The organism is Sphaerisporangium rufum (genome assembly GCF_016863395.1).
GTDB classification, from domain to species: Bacteria; Actinomycetota; Actinomycetes; order Streptosporangiales; family Streptosporangiaceae; genus Sphaerisporangium; species Sphaerisporangium rufum.
In genome coordinates this window covers 1-13,371 of record NZ_BOOU01000052.1, presented here as the reverse complement: position 1 = coordinate 13,371, position 13,371 = coordinate 1, and the positions used below count along the sequence as shown (strand labels likewise).

Annotated in this window: 14 protein-coding genes; 8 read left to right on the top strand and 6 right to left on the bottom strand. The window is 75.6% G+C overall.

The genetic code is table 11. From position 1 onward, the window contains the following. The first annotated feature begins 39 nt into the window (after window positions 1–39). Together Sru01_RS18120 and Sru01_RS18115 are read left to right on the top strand one after the other, a co-directional pair. Window positions 40–474, top strand: a complete 435-nt coding sequence (locus Sru01_RS18120; protein ID WP_203987297.1) for an ester cyclase — start codon at window positions 40–42, stop codon at window positions 472–474. A 59-nt stretch (window positions 475–533) separates the two neighbouring features. Further along, the gene (locus Sru01_RS18115; RefSeq protein WP_203987281.1) at window positions 534–986 is read left to right on the top strand and encodes a GNAT family N-acetyltransferase; all 453 of its coding nucleotides are present in this window, start codon (window positions 534–536) and stop codon (window positions 984–986) included. A gap of 4 nt (window positions 987–990) precedes the next feature. On the opposite strand, the gene Sru01_RS18110 is transcribed toward Sru01_RS18115, so the two are convergent. The 3 genes from Sru01_RS18110 to Sru01_RS18100 form a co-directional block, all read right to left on the bottom strand. After that, window positions 991–2,748, bottom strand: coding sequence for a hypothetical protein (locus tag Sru01_RS18110; RefSeq protein ID WP_203987264.1), 1,758 nt, complete (start codon window positions 2,746–2,748; stop codon window positions 991–993). Window positions 2,749–2,812: 64 nt separating this feature from the next. Then, window positions 2,813–3,727, bottom strand: coding sequence for a carbohydrate kinase family protein (locus Sru01_RS18105; RefSeq protein ID WP_203987261.1), 915 nt, complete (start codon window positions 3,725–3,727; stop codon window positions 2,813–2,815). Continuing rightward, complete coding sequence (locus Sru01_RS18100; RefSeq protein WP_203987258.1) at window positions 3,728–4,669, bottom strand: pseudouridine-5'-phosphate glycosidase; 942 nt, start codon at window positions 4,667–4,669, stop codon at window positions 3,728–3,730. It abuts the gene before it with no gap. Between the two features lie 89 nt (window positions 4,670–4,758). On the opposite strand from Sru01_RS18100, the gene Sru01_RS18095 reads away from it, so the two are divergent. From Sru01_RS18095 to Sru01_RS18075, 5 genes are all read left to right on the top strand, one after another. Then, the gene (locus Sru01_RS18095) at window positions 4,759–6,309 is read left to right on the top strand and encodes a phytoene desaturase family protein (protein WP_203987255.1); all 1,551 of its coding nucleotides are present in this window, start codon (window positions 4,759–4,761) and stop codon (window positions 6,307–6,309) included. A 34-nt stretch (window positions 6,310–6,343) separates the two neighbouring features. Beyond that, window positions 6,344–7,057 (top strand): response regulator transcription factor, encoded by a 714-nt coding sequence (locus tag Sru01_RS18090; protein WP_275412183.1) that lies wholly within the window; start codon window positions 6,344–6,346, stop codon window positions 7,055–7,057. Beyond that, window positions 7,057–8,442, top strand: coding sequence for a HAMP domain-containing sensor histidine kinase (locus tag Sru01_RS18085; RefSeq protein ID WP_203987252.1), 1,386 nt, complete (start codon window positions 7,057–7,059; stop codon window positions 8,440–8,442). Before Sru01_RS18090 ends, Sru01_RS18085 begins: the two co-directional genes overlap by 1 nt. Window positions 8,443–8,538: 96 nt before the next feature. Continuing rightward, window positions 8,539–8,955, top strand: a complete 417-nt coding sequence (locus Sru01_RS18080; RefSeq protein ID WP_203987249.1) for a ferritin-like domain-containing protein — start codon at window positions 8,539–8,541, stop codon at window positions 8,953–8,955. 80 nt (window positions 8,956–9,035) lie between these two features. Continuing rightward, window positions 9,036–9,686 (top strand): TetR/AcrR family transcriptional regulator, encoded by a 651-nt coding sequence (locus Sru01_RS18075; protein WP_203987246.1) that lies wholly within the window; start codon window positions 9,036–9,038, stop codon window positions 9,684–9,686. An 18-nt stretch (window positions 9,687–9,704) separates the two neighbouring features. Here Sru01_RS18075 and Sru01_RS18070 read toward each other — a convergent pair whose 3' ends face one another. Next, window positions 9,705–10,208, bottom strand: a complete 504-nt coding sequence (locus Sru01_RS18070; RefSeq protein WP_203987243.1) for a DinB family protein — start codon at window positions 10,206–10,208, stop codon at window positions 9,705–9,707. A 134-nt stretch (window positions 10,209–10,342) separates the two neighbouring features. Here Sru01_RS18070 and Sru01_RS18065 point away from each other — a divergent pair, with 134 nt between their 5' ends. Next, the gene (locus tag Sru01_RS18065) at window positions 10,343–10,486 is read left to right on the top strand and encodes a hypothetical protein (protein ID WP_203987240.1); all 144 of its coding nucleotides are present in this window, start codon (window positions 10,343–10,345) and stop codon (window positions 10,484–10,486) included. Window positions 10,487–10,536: 50 nt separating this feature from the next. Here the strand turns inward: Sru01_RS18065 and Sru01_RS18060 are convergent, their stop codons facing one another. Both Sru01_RS18060 and Sru01_RS35695 read right to left on the bottom strand, forming a co-directional pair. Then, complete coding sequence (locus Sru01_RS18060; protein ID WP_203987237.1) at window positions 10,537–11,355, bottom strand: aminoglycoside phosphotransferase family protein; 819 nt, start codon at window positions 11,353–11,355, stop codon at window positions 10,537–10,539. Window positions 11,356–11,666: 311 nt separating this feature from the next. Beyond that, a partial coding sequence (locus Sru01_RS35695) for an acyclic terpene utilization AtuA family protein (RefSeq protein WP_239137524.1) occupies window positions 11,667–13,371 on the bottom strand: 1,705 nt, incomplete at its 5' end.

The following is a 13,371-nucleotide window of genomic DNA, read 5'->3' as shown; positions in this document are numbered from 1 at the left end:
CCCGGACGGCCGGCCCGCCGACCGGGGAGGGGGACCTCGATGACCGACCCTCGAGAGGCCGTCGAACGGCTGCGCGAGGCCTACAACCGGCATGACCTGGTCGCCCTGGCCCGCAGCTTCGGCGAGCGGGCCGTGCTGGTCTCGCCGGACGGCATCGCCGAGGATCGGGACGAGATCGCCTCCTACTACGGGGTGTTCATGGAGGCGTTCCCCGACACGATCGTGACCCCGCAGACCGTCGGGGTCTACCACGACACGCTGGCGGCCGAGTTCATCATCACCGGCACCCACGAGGGCCCGCTGCTGGTCGCGGGCGGGGAGATCGTCCCGGCCACCGGCCGGCCGATCGCGGTGCGCGCGTGCAGCCTGTCGACCGTGGAGGACGGCCTGATCGCCAGCCACCGCCTCTACTACGACCAGCTGGAGCTCGGCGTGCAGCTCGGCGGCGACCTGCGCTTCGCCGGCCCGCCCTGACGCCGGTCAGGGGTACCCCGGATGGACGAATGCCACGTCCACTACCTAAAGTCCTAGCCATGACTTCTGATGATCTCCTGGTGCGGAGGGCCGAGAAGACGGACGCCGAGGAGATCTTCGGGCTGGCCCGCGAGTTCGCCCTGTCGTTCCGGCCCGAGCGGGCCGCCTTCGAGGCCGCCTTCCCGGCGCTAATCGACAACCGCGACGCCCGGCTGCTGGTGGCGACCGTGGGCGGTGACGTGCGGGGCTACCTGCTCGGCTTCGTGCACCTGACGCTGTTCGCCAACGGCCACGTGGCCTGGGTGGAGGAGGCGATGACCCAGCACGGGTTCCGCCGCCGCGGGCTCGGCCGGGCGCTGCTGGAGGAGTTCGAGGTGTGGGCGCGGTCCCGGAACGCCGGGTACATCGGGCTGGCCACCCGCCGGGCCCCGGAGTTCTACCAGGCCCTGCAGTACGAGTCGTCGGCCACCTTCTACCGCAAGGTGCTGAATCCCGTCGAGCCGCGGCCCTGATCGCTCAGGTGGTCAGCTGGGCGTCCAGCCGGTAGCCGTCCACCGTCACGTAGACCGAGTCGCCCGGGCGGGCGTTCAGCCGCATGAGCACCGGTTGCAGCGAGTCGAACACCGGCTGGCGGTCCCGCCACACCAGCACCACGGCGTTCTCGCCCGGCCCGGTGACCGACAGCAGCGTGCCCGGCCGCATGCCGAGCTGGGTGGCGTACCCCTCCGGCACCGGCACCGGCTCGCCGCGCAGGTGCTCGCTGGTCACGTCGATGCGCTGCCAGCGGCGCGGGTCGGACGCCGGCCCCGGCACCGGCGAGCGGCCGGCCGCCCGCGGCTCGGGCACCAGGTGCGGCCGGGGCGGGCCGGACAGCGCGGTCAGCGCGGCCAGCGCGGTCCGCGCGTCCGGCAGCTGGTCGGCGACCGACGGGATGGGCACCCCGCCGCGGACCTGGTGGCCGTTGGCGCCCGGGGTGCGGCGGGGCAGCGGGGTGAACCCGCCGGTGGTGGTGGCCGGGTCCGGCGGGCGCTGCGCGGCCGCCTTGGGCAGCGCGTCGATCCACGCCTGCGCGGAGTGGGCGCGGATGCCGATCTGGGTGAGCAGCTCCACGGCGTCCTCGCCGGAGGTGCGCCCGCCGAGCACCGCGACGGTGCGCTCGCGCAGCCGGGCGATGTCCCCGACGACCAGCCAGCCGTCCTGCAACCGGCGGTCGCGCATCAGCGCGACCAGCACCCGCCACAGCGGGGTGCCGAGCGAGGGCACCTCGATGGGGTGGGCCGGGTCGGCCGCGATCAGCTGCTCCTCGGTGGCGGCGACGCCCAGCCACTCGGTGAGCCGGAACAGGTGCCCGGTCACCGCGGTGGACTCCGGCGAGCGCAGCCAGTTCAGCACCCGCTCCTCGGCCGCCCGCTGCGCCTGGGAGAGCACCTCCCGCTCCACGTGCAACTCGTGGGCGAGCGCGCGCAGGCTGATCGGCTCCTCGGCGAACAGCCGCTCGATGGCCACCGCGCGCTCCAGCGGCGTCCACTCGCGGAACACCGCGTCCACCAGCCGGACCAGCGGGTTGTCCGACACCGGCGGCGCCGGCGGCGCGGGCCGGGCCGGCGGCGCGCCGGCGCCGGGCGTGGCGGCGAACGGCCCGGAGGTCGTGGGCCCGAGCGGCCCGGCGCCCGGGCCGGCGCGGAACGCGCCCGGGGCGGCGGGGCCGGCGCCGGGTATGGCGGGGAAGGAGCCGGTGGCGCCGGGGCCGGGGGGCGGCACGGCGGGGGGCGCGGTGGGGGGCGCGGCGGGGGGCGCGGCCGGCCGCGGCAGCGCCGGGTGCGGGGCGGTGACCGGCGCCCGCGGCGCCGAGACGGCGGGCACCCGGCCGAGCACCTCGCGGAACACCGCGGTTATGATCACTTCGGCGGACGGCGGCACCGCGCGCAGGTCGGCGGCGCTGAGCCGGCGCAGGCGCTGCCAGCCGCCCAGGCCGTTGATCGTCGAGCGGGCCGGTTCCGGCCAGCCGGTCAGGTTCGGATCCACCGCGTGCACGTGCAGGGCGGGCAGCACGTCCATGAGCGCCAGGTGGTCCCACCGGCTGACGGCCAGCCGGGACAGGCGGTCGCACACCCAGTCGACACCGGTGGTGCCCATGGCGCGACTCAGCGCGACCGACGCCCACCAGCCACCCGGGAGGCGCGGGTCGGCGAGCACTTCGGCGATCTGCTGAGGGCGGCTCCAGCGCAGGACCGGGACCAGGTCGCTCAGGCAGATCATTGAATCGGCGTCCATCGGCTGACCGCATCCTCCCGAGTGTGACGCATGTTGCTAATGGTGCAGCTTACGCCGGAGGCTATCAACTGCTGCCATCTCCGGAGAACACCGCGGTCACCGGCGGGCGCCCGCCCAGGCGGGTGACCGCCGCGGCCCCGGCCAGGCATCCGGCCGCCAGCGCCGAGCGGGCGGATCCGCCTGCCAGCAGGGTGGTGAGGAACCCGGCGGCGAAGGCGTCTCCGGCGCCCGTCGAGTCTACGACCCGCGCGGCGGCGGCGGGTGCATGATCGCGTACTCGGCCGTCCCGGGCCAGGATCGCCCCGCGCGCCCCCAGCTTGACCACCGCGGTGCCGTACCGGGCGCTGAGCTCCGCCGCGGCCGCCTCGGCGCCGTCCCGGCCGGTGAGGACCCGCGCCTCGTCCTCGTTCGGGACGATGATGGAGGCGGCCGCGGTCTCCCGCAGGAACCGTGCCGGTCCGAATCCGGCCAGGAAGCCGGCCGAGGCGGGGTCCACGCTGATCCGCGCGCCGCGGCGGGCCGCGGCGCGCAGCGCCAGCCGGGCCAGCTCCAGGCCGGGCCCGGCGAACATGGTGTACCCGGACAGGTGCAGGTGGGCGACGCCGTCCAGCAGGCTCTCGTCCCAGTCGTCCGGTCCGATGCGCCCGCCCGCGCCGCGGTCGGTGAGCATCGACCGCTCGCCGGTGGCGTCCACCATCGCGATCACCACCGCGGTGCGGCGGGCCGGATCCAGGCGCAGGTACGGGCGGGCGCCGCAGGCCCGCAGCTCGGCGGCGTGCCAGGCGCCGCTGTCCTGGCCGGCCCGGGCGAGCAGGCGGGTGTCGGCGCCCAGGTGCGCGGCCCAGCAGGCGGTGTTGGCGCCCGACCCGCCCGGGCGGACCGCGATCTCGGCGGCGGCGTCGGCGCCGGCCACCACGGGCGCCCGGTGCCGGGCGACCACGTCGGTGACGACGTCCCCGATCACCAGCAGGGCGCCCACTCAGCCCGCCGCGCCGCCGGCGAAGGCGGCGGCGATCCGCCCGGCCAGGCGGACATTGCCGCGCACGGCGGCCAGGTTCGCCTCGAGCGAGGCGCCGCCGGTGCCGCGGACCAGTTGGTCCAGCAGGAACGGGGTGATCGCCTGGCCGGTGACGCCCTGGCGGCCGGCCTCGGCCAGCGCCTCGGCCAGCACCCGGTCGTGCAGGTCAGGGTCGAGTTGCTCGTCCTCGGGCACCGGGTTGGCCACGATGAACGCCGACGCCGGGCCGCCCAGGCCGTCCTGGGCGCGCATCACGGCGGCGGCCTGCTCGGGGTCGTCGATCCGCCAGTCGACCGGCAGGCCGGAGGAGTGCAGGTAGAAGCCGGGAAAGGTGCCGGTCCGGTAGCCGGCCACCGCCACGCCGCGGGTCTCCAGCCGCTGGAGGGTGGCCGGGACGTCGAGGATGGACTTCACCCCGGCGCACACCACGGTGATCCGGGTGCGGGCGAGGGTGTCCAGGTCGGCGGACTCGTCCTGGGCGGCCGGCCAGTCCCGGTGCACGCCGCCGAGGCCGCCGGTGGCGAAGACCCGGATGCCGGCGCGGGCGGCGAGGAAGGCGGTGGCCGAGACGGTGGTGGCGCCGTCGGCCCGCAGCGCCACGGCGGCGGGCAGGTCGCGCTGCCCGAGCTTGCGCATGGCCGTCTCGCCGGCCACCCGCTCCAGCGCGCCCGCGTCCAGGCCCACCCGGGCCACCCCGTCCAGCACGGCGATGGTGGCCGGCACCGCGCCGGCCGCGCGGACCAGGTCCTCCAGCTCGGCCGCGACGGCGAGGTTGCGCGGCCGGGGCAGGCCGTGCGCGATGATCGTGCTCTCCAGCGCGACCACCGGGGCGCCGGCGGCGAGCGCCGCGGCCACCTCCTCCGACGGCTGGATGATCGGCTGGCCGGGGCCGGTCGTCTGCATTCTCGCTCCGCGTCCTCTCCGTCGGTACGCTCCAGGATTGCCGCTACATGCGCCGTATAACCGTACTGTCCGAGTTGGGAGGCCGGGTCATGCCCCGTTCGCACTACGACGCCGTCATCGTGGGCGCCGGGCACAACGGCCTGGTCGCCGCCGGCTACCTGGCGCGCGCCGGCCGCCGGGTGCTGGTGCTGGAGCGGCGCCCGCACCCGGGCGGCCTCGCGGTGTCGGCCGAGGCGTTCCCCGGGGTGCCGGCCCGCCTCTCCCGCTATTCGTACCTGGTCAGCCTGCTGCCCCGCAAGATCATCTCAGACCTGGGGCTGCGGCTGGAGCTGCGCCGCCGCCGCTACGCCTCCTACACCCCCGCCGGGGACACCGGCCTGCTGGTGGACAACGCGGACCCGGCCCGCACCGCCGCCTCCTTCGCCCGGGTCACCGGCGGCGGCCACGACCACGCCGCCTGGGAACGCTTCTACGCCATGACCTCCCGGCTGGCCGGGCGGATCGCCCCCACCCTGCTGGAACCGCTGCGCGACCGGGCGGCGATGCGCGACGAGGTGGTCGCCGACGCCGAGACCTGGCGCGACCTGTTCGAACGGCCGGTCGGCCAGGCCGTGGCCGAGCGGTTCGCCGACGAGACCGTGCGCGGCGTGGTGCTGACCGACGCGCTGATCGGCACCTTCGCCGACCCCGAGACCGACCTGCGCGCCAACCGGTGCCTGCTCTACCACGTCGTCGGGGACGGCACCGGCGAGTGGAACGTCCCGGTCGGCGGCATGGGCGCGGTCACCGGCGCGCTGGCCGCCGCAGCCCGGGACGCCGGCGCCGACATCCGCACCGGCATGGAGGTCCGCGCGGTGGACCCCGGCGGCGAGGTCGCCTTCCAGGACGCCGCCGGCGGCGAGCACACCGTCACCGGCGACCACGTGCTGGTCAACGCCCCGCCCGCCGTGCTCTCCCGGCTGCTCGGCGAGCCCGCCGGCCCGGTGCCGGAAGGCGCCCAGCTGAAGGTCAACATGGTGCTGTCCCGGCTGCCCCGGCTGCGCGACGTGCCGGTGGACCAGGCGCAGGCGTTCAGCGGCACCTTCCACATCAACGAGCGGCGCGACCAGCTCGACCTCGCCTACCGGCAGGCCGCCGCCGGCGTGATCCCCGGCCTGCCGCCGGCCGAGGTGTACTGCCACTCGCTCACCGACCCCTCCATCCTCGGGACGGAGCTGTGGGAGTCCGGCGCGCACACCATGACGCTGTTCGGCCTGCACATGCCTGCCCGGCTGTTCCGCGACGACCCCGGCGGCGCCCGGGACGCGGCGCTGGCCGCCACCTTCGCCTCCATGAACTCCGTGCTCGCCGAGCCGATCGAGGACTGCCTGCTGCGCGCCCCCGACGGCACGCCGTGCGTGGAGGCCCGCACGCCGGTCGACCTGGAGCGCGAGGCCGGGCTGCCCGGCGGGCACATCTTCCACCGCGACCTGGCCTGGCCGTTCGCCGAGGACCCGGCCGAGGCCGGCCGCTGGGGCGTGGAGACCCGGCATCCGCGCGTCCTGCTGTGCGGGGCCGGCGCCCGGCGCGGCGGCGGGGTCAGCGGCATCCCCGGCCACAACGCGGCCATGGCCGTGCTGGCCGGCGGCCGGCCGCGCTAAGCGTCCTCTCATCTCGGCGGCATACCGTGAGGGCGTGAGCGTGACGACGGAGGGCCGCCCCGCCCGGCTGCTGGTGGTCGACGACGAGCCGGCGCTGCGCGAGGCCCTGCAGAGCAGCCTGGAGTTCGAGGGTCACCAGGTCGTGCTGGCCCGCGACGGCGCCGAGGCGCTGGAGGAGCTCGGCCGGGAACGGTACGACCTGGTGGTGCTGGACGTCATGATGCCCCGGCTGGACGGGCTGACCGCCTGCCGCCGGCTGCGCGCGGCCGGCGACGCGGTGCCGGTGCTCATGCTCACCGCCCGCGACGCCGTGGGCGACCGGGTCTCCGGGCTGGACGCCGGCGCCGACGACTACCTGGTCAAGCCGTTCGAGCTGGACGAGCTGTTCGCCCGGGTGCGGGCCCTGCTGCGGCGCGGCGGCCGGTCGGCCCCGGTCGGCGGCACCGGCGTGCTCGCCCACGCCGGGTTGCGCATGGACCCGGCCACCCGGGAGGTCACCCGGGACGGCCGGCCGCTGGAGCTCACCCGCACCGAATACCTCCTGCTGGAGCTGTTCCTCAGCCATCCCCGCCAGGTGCTCACCCGCGAGCAGATCCTCAGCGAGGTGTGGGGGTTCGACTTCGAGCCCTCCTCCAATTCCCTCGACGTGTACGTCATGTACCTGCGCCGCAAGACCGAGGCCGGCGGCGCCCCCCGGCTCGTCCACACCGTGCGCGGCGTCGGGTACGTGCTGCGGGCCCCGGCCTGATGCCGCCCGGCGGCGGATCGCTGCGGTCGCGGATCACCCTGCTGGTGGCGGCCGCGGTCACCGTGGCGATCGCGGTCTGCGCCGGCCTCTGCTGGCTTCTGGTCCGCGACGAGCTGTGGCGCAAGCTGGACGAGTCGCTGCAGCAGCCGCCGGTGGACGCCCGGATCGCCCAGATGATCCAGCGGGAGTGCTCGGCCGACCCCACCGGTGACAGCAGTCCCGGGCCGTTCCTGCGCCTGCAGCAGATCGTCACCGCCGACGGCGTCCGCTGCGCCCAGGGCTGGGAGGCGGTCAAGGTCGCCCCGGCCGACCTGCCGATCACCACCACGCCGGGCGGGCGGCGGCTGCGCGACGGGACGACCGACGCCGGGGAGCCGGTCCGGGTGCTCACCGTGAACGTCGGCCCGGGGGTGGCGGTCAGCGTCTCCCGCTCGACGGCCGAGGTCGAGGGCGCGCTGCGCGGCCTGGCCCTGCTGCTGGGCGTGGTCACCGCGCTCGGCGTGCTCGGCGCCGCGGCGGCCGGCCGGGTCATCTCCGGCGCGGCGCTGCGCCCGATCCGCCGGCTGACCGGCGCCGTCGAGCACATCACCCGCACCGAGGACCTGGACACCCGCATCCCGGTCGAGGGCGAGGACGAGATCGCCCGGCTGAGCGCCTCGTTCAACGCGATGACCGCCGCGCTGGCCGGCTCCCGCGAGCGCCAGCGGCAGCTCATCGGGGACGCCGGGCACGAGCTGCGCACCCCGCTGACCAGCCTGCGCGCCAACATCGACCTGCTGCTGCACAGCGAGAACTCCGGCCGGTCGCTGGACCCGGGCGCCCGCACCCGGCTGCTGGGCAGCGTCAAGGCACAGATGGCCGAGATGTCCAGCCTGATCGGCGACCTGCTGGAACTGTCCCGGGTGTCCGGGGGCGAGGAGCCGGTGGCCGGCCTGCCGTTCCACGAGATCGTCGCCGCCGCCGCCGACCGGGTCCGGCTGCGGGCCGGTGACGTGCGCCTAGCCGCCGAGACCACGCCCTGGTACGTCGACGGCCGCGAGCAGGCGCTGGAGCGGGCGGTGGTCAACCTGCTGGACAACGCGGTCAAGTTCAGCCCGCCCGGCGGCACCGTCACCGTGCGGCTGCGCCGGGGCGAGCTGACCGTGCGCGACCACGGCCCCGGGATCCCCGAGGAGGAGCTGCCGCAGGTGTTCGAGCGGTTCTGGCGTTCCTCCACCGCCCGCAGCATGCCCGGCTCCGGGCTCGGCCTGGCCATCGTCGCCCAGGCCGTCCGGGACGCCGGCGGCCGGGTCACCCTGGCCAACGCCCCCGGCGGCGGCGCCGTCGCCCGCCTCACCCTCCCCGGCCGCCCGGACCCCCGCCCGGCCGGCCGGCATCCCGGCTGAGAGGGAACTCCTGGTCGCGGCGGTATCGGGGCCCGGATCCGGGGTAGGACGCGGGACCTCGGACGTGCAGGACAGGACAGGAAAGGAAGGTCGGACGTGGACCAGCAGAGTTTCGTCGCGCTCCTCAACGAGGACCTGGAGAGCGAGTACCGCTCGATCGTGCAGTACACGCAGCACACCGCGACGATCACCGGTGCCGAGTACCAGAGCCTCATCGAGGAGCTGAAGGCCCATCTCGGCCAGGAGCTGAACCACGCGACGACGCTGGCCGGGCAGATCGCCTTCCTGGGCGGCGTCCCGTCGGTCTCGGTGCCGGAGATCCCGAGCGTGCCGGACGGCGCGGCGGCGCTGGCCCAGGACCTGGAGCTGGAGGAGGAGCAGCTGCGCCGCTACCGGGAGCGGGTGACCCAGGCCATGGAGCTGGGGCTGCCCGACGTGGCCGAGGCGCTGCGCCCGCTGCTGCAGCAGACGCAGGACCACGTGATGGACCTGCAGACCGCCCTCGGCCGGTGAGCCGCGCGGGCCCCGTGCCGGCCGGGCCCGCCCCGGCCGGCACGGTGGACCGGCTCGCCGGCGGAGGTAGGATCAACGCCGTGGGCAGGGTGGAGGGCGCGGCCGACGGCGCCCGGGGCAGCCGGGCCGACCAGGCCGACCAGCGCCGGGCCGAGCTGCTGGCGGCAGCCCGCCGGGTGGTCCTGGAACGCGGCATGTCCAGCACGAGGGTGGCCGACATCGCCCGGGCGACCAACGTCAGCGGCGGTCTGATCCACTACCACTTCGCCACCAAGGACGAGCTGATCAACGCGATGCTCCGGGCGACCGTCGACGGCGAGGTCGCCCGGCTGCGCGAGCTGGTCGGTGGCACCGGGCCCGCCGTCGAGCGGCTGGACCGGGTGCTCCGCTTCTACATCCCGGGCTCGCGCGCCGACCAGAGCTGGATCCTGTGGATCGACGCCTTCGCCGCCGGACTGCGCGAGACGGTCGTCCAGCAGAACCTGCTGGAGCTGGAGACCGCCTGGATCGGCGCGGTCGAGGAGGTCGTCCGGGCCGGCACCGCGACCGGGGAGTTCAGCTGCGACGATCCGCGCGGCGCCGCCGAGCGGCTGGACGGCATGCTGGACGGCCTGATCATCCGGTACACGCTGCACCCCTCGGTGCTCAGCCGCGCCCGCATCCTGGAGCACGCCCGGGTCGCCGCCGCCCGCGAGGTCGGGCTGCCCCGCGCCGCCTTCCCCGCCGGCTGAGCGGCGGAACGGCCGGCGTCAGTCGCCGGTGACGCCGTCGACGATCTCGCGCAGGATGTCCAGGTGGCCGTTGTGCCGGGCGGTCTCCTCGACCAGGTGGTGCAGGATCCAGCGCAGCGTGGCGTGCCGGCCGTCGCGCAGCGGCTCCTTGGCCAGGGCGTCCAGGTCGGTGGCCGCGACCAGCTCCCGGTAGCGGGCGCACTGGGCCTCGTAGTCGGCCAGCAGGCGCTCCAGCGGTTCGTCCAGCGCGACCCGGAACTCGCGGTCGGGGTCCTCGTCGGTCCACGGGCCCCGGTCCGGCTCGCCGAGGAAGCGCACCTGGATCCAGGAGTACTCCACCCAGTGCACGTGGGAGACCAGCCCCTTGATCGTCATCAGCGGCGAGCCCGGCAGCGGCGCCCGCGCGGCGTCCTGCTCCGAGACCCCCGCGCACTTGGCGTGCACGGTGGCGCGGACGTAGTCGAGCATCGTGGTCAGCGTGGCGCGTTCGTCCCAGGTATCGGGCGTATCGGTACGTGTCATTCCGGCAGGCTTTCTGATCCGCGTCCCACCTGTCGAACCATTTAACGGGACGTCATCGACGCGGGCGCGCGGCGGCCGGGGAGACCGCGGCCGGCCCGGCCGCCGACACCGGACGTCATCCATGCGGGCGCGCGGTGGCCGAAGGGAAGGCGGGCCGGCCAGGCCGCCGCCTGATCGCTTTCGCCGCGCGATATATGGGTGCCGATCATGCGCCGGTAGCCGTCGCGCAGGAGCTGCAGCAGGTGTACGACGTGATGGTGTTGCCGCCGCAAGGCTGACCGATTTCTTTAGACAGGCGGGGCAATGCGGCGGGGCAGTTGTGCTCTGGTCAATTGAGCAGGTGCAGTACTCTCTTGGCCTGCCGCTTGAGAGTGCCGGCTGGGTTGTGCGGTGCCGCCGGCCCGCCGGGGCCGAGCTGGAGGAACCAGCCCAGCGCGATCAGGCGGCGGAAATCGCGAACTCGCTCGGTTTCTGCTGGGAGCAGATCGAGGTGAGCCAGGAGTTGCTCGGCGTCCAGGACGCCGTCGAGGCGGGAGATGTGCTCGCAGACCTCGCCGAGCTCGAACGCCCGGTCGCTGCGGCCGGAGTCTTCCCAGTCGATCAGCCGTACCCGGCGTTCGTGCTCGTCCCACAGATAGTTGGCGCGGTTTCCGTCCGCCAGTCCAAGGACGGAGGGACGCGGATTGCTGATCAGCTTGTCGGGGGCGGTGGAGGCCAGCCAGGCGGATCCAGCGCGCAACGCCTCCTGTACCAGCGGGTCATCGCCGAGGTCGGGCTGCTTGTCGGCCCAAGCGCGGGTCTTATCCACGGCCGCCGGCGGTCCCCATGGGGCGGGCTCGACCTTGTCCACCACGTGGGCCGGGATCTGATGCAGCCGGTTCAAGGCGGTGGCCATGGCCGTGATCTGCTCGCCGGTGGCGTTCTCGCCGCGCAGGACGCGGCCGGGAAGCCTGCTCATCACGATCACGGGCGGGTGAGCCGCCAGCGCGGCCTCGACGGGTGCGGGCGCGAGGCCGGGCGCGTGCTCGGCGAGCAGGTTGAGCGCCGCCCACTCCCGGCGGGGCTCTCCTCGTCCCCAGGAGGTGTAGCGCTTGACCACGACGTCGTCTCGAATGTCGAGGCTGTGGGTGCATCGGCCAGCCGTCATGCGTCCGCTTCGCCCTTTCTGTGCCTCGGGTCGCAGGGCGGCTTGTCCTGCGGCCACGTCCCTTGTGAAGGGGGAAGGAAAGGGCTGAGACTACCGCAGGCCGCGGCTTGTGCGGGCGAGCGGAGATCGGGCGGAGGGTTAGTGCTCGGGTCGTCGTCCCGTGTCGGGGACGGCGAAGCGGGCGCGGCCCAACGCGGTGTCGCGCAGATCCGACAGACGCGGCACCAGGGTGAGCGGCAGTTCCTCAGCAGGGTGAAGCAGCCCGTTTCGGCCGGCCGCCGTCTGATCACTTTCGCCGGGCGATGCCCGGTTCAGCCCGTGGCGGGCGGCGGGGGCGGCAGGGCGGCGGGGACGGGGACCGGGCGGGCGCGCAGTTCCTCGCCGAGGGCCTTGGCCTGCGCGTCCAGCGCCGGGTTCGCCGCGACGCCCTGGCCGAGCAGGCCGCGCACCACGAAGTTGAGCGCGAGCAGGTTCGGCAGCTCGTGCCGCTCCACCGGCAGGTCGCCGAGCCGTGGCAGCAGCGCGCGCAGCCGGTCGGTGGTGAGGAAGCCCGACAGCCAGGCGTAGTGCTCGGCGGTGCGCACCCAGACGCCCAGGTTGGCGTCCCCGCCCTTGTCCCCGGACCGGGCTCCGGCCAGCACGCCGAGCGGCACCGTCACCTCCGGTGCGGCGTCCGGCCCGGCGGGCGCCCGGGCGGCCTCGGTGGCGGTCTCCGGGCCGGCGCCGGCCGGTGATTCCGGGCCGGTGCGGAGACCGCCACCGGCCAGCGGGGCCGGCCGGCCGGCGGATTGGCCGGCGGCGGGCTCCGGCCCCGCTCCAGGATGCGGGCCGGTGGTGGCCGGCGGCGGGCCGGCGGGGGCGTCCGCCGGAGGGCCGGGCCGCCCGGCGGGCTCGGTCCACACCCGCTCGCCGTCCAGCCACACCTCGGCGCGTACCGCGGCGGCCGGTACGGCGGCGGCCCGGTACACCCCGTAGGCCGAGGCCTCACCCGGCGGGGCGAGCAGGTGGCAGCCCGGGTAGCTCGCCAGCGCGGTCTCCACCGCGGCCGAGGAGAACGCCCGGCCCGCGACGCGCGGGTCGGGGTCCAGCACCGTGATCCGCAGCAGCGCCATCGCCGCCGCGTCCCGTGGTGATCCGGTGGGCGGCGGCCCCGCGGATGCCGGCGGACCGGACGGGGCGGTGAACGCCGCCGGCCGGACCGGCATGGCGGCGGCGTCCCCGGTGGGCGCGGGGCCGGCGGATGCCGGCGGGCCGGACGGATCCGTGGACGCCGGCGGCCGGACCGGCGGCCGGTCATCCGGTCCCGCGGGCGCCGGCCAGGCGGGGGAGGGGCCGGCGAGGGGGACCCGCTCCACGTGCACCTGCCGGAAGGTCTCGCGGGGCACCCGGGCGAACACCGCATCCTCGGCCAGCCGGGCCTTGGCCGGGATGTCCAGGCCGGTCAGTACGAACGTCATGGTGTTGCGGTACCCGCCCGGATAGCCGAGCGCGACCTTCAGGGTCTCCGGCGGCGGCTCGCCCCGGACCCCGCTGATCCGTACCCGGTCGGTGCCCGCCTCGGCCAGCCGGATGGTGTCGAAGCGGGCGGTGACGTCCGGCCCGAGATACCGCGGCGAGCCGATCTCGTACAGCAGTTGCGCGGTCACCGTGCCGATCGTCACCCGGCCGCCGGTGCCCGGATGCTTGGTGATCACGCTGGACCCGTCGGCGTGCAGCTCGGCGATCGGGAACCCGCAGCGCTCGATGCCGGGGACCTCGGCGAAGAAGGCGTAGTTGCCGCCGGTGGCCTGGCAGCCGCACTCGATGACGTGCCCGGCGGCCACCGACCCGGCGAGCGCGTCCAGGTCGCCGGGCCCCCAGCCGAACCGCCAGATGCCCGGCCCGGTGACCAGGGCCGCGTCGGTGATCCGGCCGGTCACCACCACGTCGGCGCCGCGCCGCAGCGCCTCGGCGACCGGCCGGCCGCCCAGGTAGGCGTTGGCGGTCAGCGGCCCGGCCGGCGGGGGCCCGCCGGTC